The organism is Morganella sp. GD04133 (assembly GCF_029835375.1).
Classification (GTDB): domain Bacteria; phylum Pseudomonadota; class Gammaproteobacteria; order Enterobacterales; family Enterobacteriaceae; genus Morganella; species Morganella morganii_B.
In genome coordinates this window covers 74,683-83,062 of the sequence record NZ_JAODZS010000024.1, presented here as the reverse complement: position 1 = coordinate 83,062, position 8,380 = coordinate 74,683, and the positions used below count along the sequence as shown (strand labels likewise).

The following is an 8,380-nucleotide window of genomic DNA, read 5'->3' as shown; positions in this document are numbered from 1 at the left end:
GGCGCGGTTTTTTTGTCTCTGTTTTATTGCTCCGGATAAACAATTCCCAGGCAGACGGCTTCTTCTTTTGCGCCGGGCTGTGACTGATATATGACCTGTTTCCGTTTCCCGATAACCAGATCCGGCCAGTCTTCCAGTGCGCCGGTAAAGGATTCCTGCGCACAGGTACGATTCTCGTGTCCGATCAGCAGTGCGCCGTGACGGCGGATATCATCACGGGTGACATGCAGGTTATAAATATTGGTTACCCGGTAGCCATGACCAGATTCATTGATCCACGGCTGGAGTGTTTCCGGCTGGTGCTTACCGTAAAACGTCACCCATTCATGCAGATATTCCCCGCCGGTGTATATCAGCGGTTTTCCGGTTTCCTGCTCCCACCAGCTTTCTGCCTCAGCGGTGAAGGTTTTCAGCCCGGTATTTTTCTGGCCGGCGTCACGGATATTGAGCCCCATCACGGTGGCATAGCCCGTGATCACAATGACAGCAAAGGCTATCAGCCCGTTCATGACGTTTTTCAGTGGTTTGACCGGCGGGGTAACCACCGAGCAGATCAGTGCAGGAATACACAGCAGAACAAAGGGTTGCAGCCACTCGGTAATACGTCCGCCCTGATGAAACGTGAACCAGACATAAATCACCGTGAGTGGTGCCAGAATCATAATATTGATAAGCCGTTTTGCCTGCGCTTTCGGCCAGCCGAAACGACCGCCCTTCAGGCGGATAATGACGGCGATAATGATCAGCGGATAGAACACGGTAAACAGTGAACCGGTGGTTTTCAGGGTAAGGCCGGTTTTAATTTGTGAATCAACCCACTTAAAGGCGGCAAAATCATTATTGACCAGCCAGATAACATTCGGGACGATCAGTGCAAACCAGATGGCTATCGCAGCATAAAACCAGGGGGAACGGTAACTTTCCCGTGCTTTCGGCACAAACAGGGTGAAGAGAAAGACCATCCCGACCAGTGCGAGCGTGGAATATTTCCCCATGGTCGCCAATCCGGATGCCAGTGCAAAGCCCATCCACCAGGCAGGATTGTCATAAACGGCGCGGACAAAAAAGTACAGCATCCACGGCCAGAAGGTCACCAGGATATAGTTATCATTGTAAGGGATTAAATCGAAATTGATGATCCCCGACAGATTCAGCGACAACAGTGCCAGCCAGGCAAAATCAGTACGCTGTGTGAGGCGGTGTGTCAGATACCATACGCCCCCCATACCGATACCAATGCCGGTAAAGTGGATGAAGTACCAGTAGAAATCGGCGGCAATCAGATCAGGGAAGGCGATGACCGGATACATCAGCATACCGACCAGCCACGGATTTTTCGGCGCACCCCATTCACCGGTTTTGCCCCAGTTCAGGGCTTCCACGGCATCGTAGGGCACCGTCGGATCCAATCCGTAGCTGACAATAATCCAGAGCGTGACATAAGCTGTGACCCAAAACCAGACAGGGCGGTGCGACGTTTGTTGTGAAAAGTGCATAATTCTATATCTTGGTTAAAATAATGGCTGTGTTCATTATTCACCCGGAGGCGAAATGATGGATCGTTTTGACGGAAATCAGGGTAAACTAGCCGCCAGCGAATCATTGTCATGGCTGCGGGCGTCCGGAAGCCATGAATATAGTTTTGTACTGTTCATTTACACGGTAAATGTTAACACAAATTAATCAGTTATTTTTAAGCGAGTAAGGTATATGGCCGCTATTTCAAAAAAACCATCCCGGTCACGGACACCAAAGAAAAGCCGTGAGGAGCTCAACGCGGAAGGCCGTGAACGTAAACGGCAGAAAAAACACCGCGGTAATCCGTCCGGTGCCCGTCAGCAGGATGATGCCCGCAAGACCGGTCGTGGTGCGGATAATGCGGTTGCTGATCCGCGTATCGGCAGTAAAAAACCGGTTCCGCTGTTTGCGGAAGGTAAAACCTCCGTTAAACCGGCAGCAAAAAAACCGGCTCAGCCGGTCAAAGCCGGATTATCTCCTGAAGAGGAACTGGCAAAACTCGAGAACGACGAGCGCCTCGATGCATTACTGCTGCGCCTTGAGAACAACGAAACCCTGACCGCAGAAGAAAACACCTACGTTGATACCCTGCTGGAACGTATCGACGTACTGATGGAAAAACTCGGTATTTCTCTTGATGAAGATGATGATGAAGAGAAAACCGATGACATCATGCAACTGCTGAAAGGTCGCTGATCCTCCGTTATTTTACTGACACCGGCGGCACCGTATCAAAACCGGCATAACAGTCACCCGTTACGCCGGTTTTCTTATTTTAAGCGTACGCGTTTGCCGTGTTATCTGCCTTAATGGAGGATTAAATACTGCCCGGTGGCGGCTATCTGTAATATTAATGCTGTTTTTCTGTGACAGTACTGGCAGATATATTATTGAAAATAATAAATAATTCCCAAGAATAATACAGGATTATGCTGATACTGTTCTCCGGGAGAAACCCATGGGTAATACCAAACGTCCGCCGCACGACCACAGCCGCTTTATCCGCTGCCTCGGCTGGGTGGCAACCTTTACGGCATTCTGTATGTATGTCTCCTATATTCCTCAGATCATGGATAACCTTGCGGGGCATAAAACATCACCGTTACAGCCGCTGGCTGCTGCATTTAACTGTACGCTCTGGGTGATTTACGGCATTAAAGTGAAAGATCTGCCGGTTGCGGTCGCCAATGCCCCCGGTGTTCTGTTCGGACTAGCGGCAATGCTGACCGCCTTATAGCGATCTGCCTGATTATCCGTCTGTGGCACGATCATATTAATCGGGCGGCAGATCCGATAAACTGTGCGGCACACAAAACCGTCAGAGAACGGAAATACATTAATTCTGCAAAGGTGAGGCAAAGGGGAGAGCATGTCTGACGCGATCATCTGGGATCTGGCATTGATCCGGAAATATAACTATTCCGGTCCGCGATACACGTCGTATCCGACCGCACTGGAATTTAATCAGCAGTACAGTGACAGTGATTTTATCGCCTCAGCAAACCGCTATCCGCAGCGCCCGCTGTCGTTATATGTGCATATCCCGTTCTGCCATAAGTTATGTTACTTCTGCGGTTGTAATAAATTAGTCACCCGGCAGAAGCATAAGGCGGATGAATATCTGGCCGTGCTGGAGAAAGAAATCGCCGCCCGTGCCCCGCTGTTTGCCGGACGTGAAGTGCATCAGATGCACTGGGGCGGTGGTACGCCGACCTATCTCGATAAAGCGCAGATCAGCTGTCTGACCGGCATGCTGCGTCAGCATTTCCGCTTTGCGCCGGATGCTGAGCTTTCCATTGAAATCGATCCGCGTGAAATCGAGCTCGATGTTATCGACCATCTGCGGGCGGAAGGATTTAACCGCCTGAGTATGGGGGTTCAGGATTTCAACAAAGAAGTGCAGCGCCTGGTCAACCGCGAGCAGGATGAAGCGACGATTTTTGCCCTGGTGGAGCGTGCCCGCGCAACCGGGTTTGAATCCGTCAGTATCGACCTGATTTACGGGCTGCCGAAGCAGACGCCGGAAAGTTTTGCCTTTACCCTGAAACGGGTGGCGGAACTGTCACCGGATCGCCTGAGTGTCTTTAACTATGCGCATCTGCCGAACCTGTTTGCCGCCCAGCGGAAAATCAAAGATGAAGACCTGCCTTCCGCAGAGCAGAAACTGACGATTTTACAGCAGACAATTGAAAACCTGACCGGCAGCGGTTATCAGTTTATCGGGATGGATCACTTCGCCAAACCGGATGATGAGCTGGCGATCGCCCAGAACAGCGGCATCCTGCACCGTAATTTCCAGGGGTACACCACCCATGAGGAGTGTGATTTGCTGGGCTTTGGTGTTTCCGCGATCAGCATGCTGGGTGACCACTATGCCCAGAACCAGAAAGACCTGAAAACCTGGTATGCACAGGTGGAAGAGCGCGGTAACGGGCTGTGCCGGGGTCTGGTGCTGACGGAGGAAGACTGCCTGCGCCGGGATGTGATTAAGGCGCTGATCTGCAACTTCCGGCTGGATTATGCACAGATTGAAAAACAGTATGACCTGGATTTTAAAACCCATTTTGCCGAAGATCTGCAATTATTGCAGCCGATGGCGGATGACGGGCTGGTTGAGATCCGCGACGATGCCCTGGTGGTCACGCCGCGCGGGCGGCTGCTTATCCGTAATATCTGTATGTGTTTTGATACCTATCTGCGCAATCAGATGCGTCAGCGTCAGTTCTCCCGCGTAATTTAATCTGTTTCCGGGGTTGATGCGGTGTCATCAATCCCGGCCTCTTTCAGTTTCCGCGTCAGCGTATTACGCCCCCAGCCCAGCAGACGGGCGGCATCCTGCTTGTGCCCGTTGCTGTAATTCAGTGCGCACTGCAGCAGGGTACGTTCAAACAGCGGCAGAGCATCCGCCAGCAGATCGGTTTTTCCGGCCCGTAACTGTGCATCCGCCCACTGCGCCAGTTGCTGATCCCAGTTGCCGGCTGCCGGATGATGGCTGTGCTCACTGCGGATATGTTCTCCGGCGGCAGTCATGGTCAGGTCGGCAGGCAGATCCTGCGGCAGTACTTCCTGGGTGGCAGACATCACGGTCAGCCAGCGGCAGACGTTTTCCAGCTGACGGACGTTACCGGACCACGGCAGCTGCATCAGCAGCGCTTCGGTATCCGGATGCAGGGATTTTGCTTCTGTTCCCAGCTCTTTTGCGGTTTTTTGCAGAAAATAGCGTGTCAGGCGCGGAATATCTCCCGGCCGTTCCCGCAGCGGCGGCAGCTGCATGCGGATAACATTCAGGCGGTGGAACAGGTCTTCACGGAATTTACCTTCCGTCACCAGCCGCTCCAGATCCTGATGGGTGGCGGCAATAATTCTCACATCCACCTTCACCGGTGCGTAACCGCCGACACGGTAAAACTGGCCTTCCGCCAGCACCCGCAGCAGCCGGGTCTGAATATCGAGCGGCATATCACCAATTTCGTCAAGAAACAGTGAGCCGCCGTCCGCCTGCTCAAAACGCCCCTGCCGTACCTGTGATGCCCCGGTAAACGCTCCTTTTTCATGACCGAAGAGTTCTGATTCAATTAAATCTTTCGGGATCGCCGCCATATTGAGGGCGATAAACGGCGCATCCGCCCGCGGGCTGTGATGGTGCAGAGCGTGCGCCACCAGCTCTTTCCCGGTCCCGGATTCGCCGTTAATCAGCACACTGATGGAGGAGCGGGATAACCGGCCTATCACCCGGTACACCTCCTGCATGGCGGCGGATTCACCGATAATGCCGGACACCGGATCGGCAGCCGCTTCCTGCCGTACCGGCAGATGCTTCTCGCGGTAATGTTCCAGGGCGCGGGCCACCAGCGTAACGGCATCATCAATATCAAAGGGTTTCGGCAGATAATCAAACGCGCCCTGCTGGTAAGCATTTACGGCAGCATCCAGGTCGGAATGGGCGGTCATAATAATCACCGGCAGCAACGGGTTATGCTGTTTGACCGCTGCCAGCAGAGACAGACCGTCCATGCCCGGCATCCGGATATCGGAGATCAGCACGTCAGGCTGTCCGCTGTTCAGCGCCGCAAGAGCATTCTCCGCACTGTCAAAACAGACACAGGTATAACCGGCGCTGCTCAGTGCGCGTTCAAGCACCCAGCGGATCGCGCTGTCATCATCAACGACCCAGATTTTTCCCGGCGGCATATGATCTCCTCAACAGGCTTACTGACGGATTGGCAGATAAAGTGAAAACAAGGTGTGGCCCGGCCAGCTGCTGAACTCAATCTTGCCGTTATGCTGATCGATAAGATTGCGGGCAATGGATAAACCGAGCCCGGAGCCGCCTTCACGACCGCTGACCATCGGGTAGAACAGGGTATCCAGGATGTGTGGCGGGATACCCGGGCCGTTGTCCTCAATATCAATCCGGGCGGCCAGCCGGTAGCGTTCGCCGTGCAGCATCACCCGGAATGCGGTACGGGTGCGCAGAATAATGGTGCCGCCTGCGCTGTGCAGGGCTTCCAGGGCATTGCGCATGATATTGAGGATAACCTGCTCGATTTGGTCGGGATAATGCGATAACTCCGGCAAACTGGGGTCGTAATCTTTGATCAGCGTGATATTGTCCGGTTTTTCCAGATTGATGAGCTGGAAGACCCGCTCCGCCACATGATGAATACTCTGCAGGCTTTTCTGCCCCGGATGCTGAGGACCGAGAAGGCGATCAACCAGTGCCCGCAGGCGATCGGCCTGCTCGATAATCACCTGAGTGTATTCCTGAAGTGCCGGATCCGGCAAAGCGCGGGATAACAGTTGTGCGGCACCGCGCAGCCCGCCGAGCGGGTTTTTGATTTCGTGTGCCAGTCCGCGCACCAGGTCACGGGCAGCCGCCTGCTGTGCCTGCTGTAACTGTTCCTGGGTAATGCGCCGGTGACTGTCGAGCGGTGTCAGTTCCAGCAGAATAAAATCGCCGGATACCGGCTGGGCACTCAGCGAAAGCGCGTGCATCTGGTTATTCACCACCAGAGTTACATCGTTGTCAGTAAAGCTGTGACCTTCTGCCAGTGTGGCCTGTAATGTGGCGGTATCGAGGGAAAGGTAACTGTATAAAATAGGGAGCGGTGTGCCGGTGAGTTTACGGGCACTCTGGGCAAACAACTGCATAGCAGACTGGTTGGCGTAGCGAATAATTAAATCGTTATCCAGCAGCAGGACACTGTTAATCAGTGAATCAAGGAGCTGATCTGCCTGCGGTTTGTTATCCGGGTTCATTGTCATCCACCTTTTTGCACCAATTTGGTGCATTGTAGCGTATTTACCCCGCAGGAGAAAAGGACCCGCCCAATGGCGGGTCAAGTGCTTCACGGCAACAAAATAAACCGGAGCCTGTCACTCTGAGTGCTGCCGGGCAGCGGCACCATCAGAATCACACGCTGTAATACATATCAAACTCAACCGGATGCGGCGTCATATTCAGGCGCTGAACATCGGCGCGCAGCAGGTCGATATAGGTGTTAATCGCATCTTCGGTAAAGACACCGCCACGGGTTAAGAATTCGTGGTCAGCCGCGAGTGCATCCAGTGCATCACCCAGAGACGGTGCGACTGTCGGGATTTCTTTCGCTTCTTCCGGCGGCAGGTCATACAGGTTTTTATCCATGGCATCGCCGGGATGAATTTTATTGATGATGCCGTCGAGACCGGCCATTAACTGTGCGGCAAAGGCCAGATACGGGTTAGCTGCCGGGTCCGGGAAGCGGACTTCAATACGGCGGGCTTTCGCGCTGGACACAATCGGAATACGGATTGAGGCCGAACGGTTGCGTGCGGAGTAAGCCAGCATCACCGGTGCTTCGTAGCCCGGCACCAGACGTTTGTAAGAGTTGGTGGTCGGGTTGGTAAAGGCATTCAGGGCACGGGCGTGTTTGATGATCCCGCCGATGTAATAGAGCGCCATTTCTGACAGACCGGCATATTTATCCCCGGAGAACAGGTTAACGCCGTCTTTTGACAGAGACATATGGCAGTGCATACCGGAGCCGTTATCGCCGACCAGCGGTTTTGGCATAAAGGTTGCGGTTTTGCCGTAGCGGTGCGCCACATTCTGCACCACATATTTGTACATCTGGGTTTCGTCCGCTTTCAGCGTCATGGTATTGAAGCGGGTAGCGATTTCGTTCTGGCCGGCAGTACCGACTTCGTGGTGATGCGCTTCAACGACCAGCCCCATCTCTTCCATAACCAGACACATTTCAGAACGCAGATCCTGTGAGGAATCGACCGGCGGCAGCGGGAAGTAACCGCCTTTCACACGCGGACGGTGGCCTTTGTTGCCTTCCGGATAGGCGGTACCGGTGTTCCAGGCGGCTTCAATATCATTGATATGATAGTAAGCACCGGAGATATCCGCACCGAAACGGATGTCATCAAACAGGAAAAACTCAGGTTCAGGCCCGAACAGGACGGTATCCGCAATACCGCAGGTGCGCAGAAAATCTTCGGCACGTTTGGCGATAGAGCGCGGGTCACGGTCATAACCCTGCATGGTGTTCGGTTCTAACACATCACAGCGCAGAACCAGTGTCGGAACGTCAAAGAACGGGTCGATCAGGGCGGATTCCGCAATCGGCATCAGTACCATGTCAGATTCGTTGATGCCTTTCCAGCCGGCCATTGAGGAACCGTCAAACATTTTTCCGTCTTCGAAGAAATCTTCATCTACCTGATGAGCAGGGATCGACACATGCTGTTCCTTGCCTTTGGTATCGGTAAAGCGTAAGTCCACGAATTTAACGTTGTACTCTTCCATCATGGTCAATACATGTTCAACAGACATATTCAGATCTCCTGGTTTGGGATGTTCCGTCAATCCTCT

The 8,380-nt window shown here is 53.4% G+C and carries 7 protein-coding genes; 3 read left to right on the top strand and 4 right to left on the bottom strand.

Annotated features, from left to right (window positions below; genetic code table 11):
- Positions 1-23: 23 nt before the first annotated feature.
- A complete protein-coding gene (locus N7387_RS13265; protein ID WP_279799530.1) occupies positions 24-1,496 on the bottom strand; it encodes a glycosyltransferase family 39 protein in 1,473 nt (490 codons plus the stop codon).
- Between the two features lie 214 nt (positions 1,497-1,710).
- On the opposite strand from N7387_RS13265, the gene yihI reads away from it, so the two are divergent.
- From yihI to hemN, 3 genes are all read left to right on the top strand, one after another.
- The gene (yihI, locus tag N7387_RS13260; RefSeq protein ID WP_279799528.1) at positions 1,711-2,214 is read left to right on the top strand and encodes a Der GTPase-activating protein YihI; all 504 of its coding nucleotides are present in this window, start codon (positions 1,711-1,713) and stop codon (positions 2,212-2,214) included.
- A 262-nt stretch (positions 2,215-2,476) separates the two neighbouring features.
- Entirely contained in the window at positions 2,477-2,755 is a 279-nt protein-coding gene (locus N7387_RS13255; RefSeq protein WP_025151531.1) for a SemiSWEET family transporter, read from the top strand.
- Positions 2,756-2,887: 132 nt separating this feature from the next.
- Positions 2,888-4,258 carry an oxygen-independent coproporphyrinogen III oxidase gene (gene hemN, locus N7387_RS13250; protein WP_279799525.1) on the top strand — a complete coding sequence of 457 codons (1,371 nt, stop codon included), beginning with the start codon at positions 2,888-2,890 and terminating at the stop codon, positions 4,256-4,258.
- Here the strand turns inward: hemN and glnG are convergent.
- The 3 genes from glnG to glnA all read right to left on the bottom strand — a co-directional run bounded on the left by glnG (position 4,255) and on the right by glnA (position 8,341).
- On the bottom strand, positions 4,255-5,709 hold the full coding sequence (gene glnG / locus N7387_RS13245) for a nitrogen regulation protein NR(I) (RefSeq protein WP_279799523.1): 1,455 nt from the start codon (positions 5,707-5,709) through the stop codon (positions 4,255-4,257). The two genes, hemN and glnG, sit on opposite strands and share 4 nt — an antisense overlap.
- A gap of 18 nt (positions 5,710-5,727) precedes the next feature.
- Positions 5,728-6,777 (bottom strand): nitrogen regulation protein NR(II), encoded by a 1,050-nt coding sequence (glnL, locus tag N7387_RS13240; protein ID WP_262862830.1) that lies wholly within the window; start codon positions 6,775-6,777, stop codon positions 5,728-5,730.
- Positions 6,778-6,931: 154 nt separating this feature from the next.
- On the bottom strand, positions 6,932-8,341 hold the full coding sequence (gene glnA, locus N7387_RS13235) for a glutamate--ammonia ligase (RefSeq protein ID WP_279799520.1): 1,410 nt from the start codon (positions 8,339-8,341) through the stop codon (positions 6,932-6,934).
- Between the last annotated feature and the right edge of the window lie 39 nt (positions 8,342-8,380).

Excerpts from the sequence above, each read along its gene's own strand:
- glnG (WP_279799523.1), bottom strand. The coding sequence starts at position 5,709 with ATGCCGCCGGGAAAAATCTGGGTCGTTGATGATGACAGCGCGATCCGC.
- glnA (WP_279799520.1), bottom strand. The coding sequence starts at position 8,341 with ATGTCTGTTGAACATGTATTGACCATGATGGAAGAGTACAACGTTAAA.
- N7387_RS13265 (WP_279799530.1), bottom strand. The coding sequence starts at position 1,496 with ATGCACTTTTCACAACAAACGTCGCACCGCCCTGTCTGGTTTTGGGTC.
- hemN (WP_279799525.1), top strand. The coding sequence starts at position 2,888 with ATGTCTGACGCGATCATCTGGGATCTGGCATTGATCCGGAAATATAAC.
- N7387_RS13255 (WP_025151531.1), top strand. The coding sequence starts at position 2,477 with ATGGGTAATACCAAACGTCCGCCGCACGACCACAGCCGCTTTATCCGC.
- glnL (WP_262862830.1), bottom strand. The coding sequence starts at position 6,777 with ATGAACCCGGATAACAAACCGCAGGCAGATCAGCTCCTTGATTCACTG.
- yihI (WP_279799528.1), top strand. The coding sequence starts at position 1,711 with ATGGCCGCTATTTCAAAAAAACCATCCCGGTCACGGACACCAAAGAAA.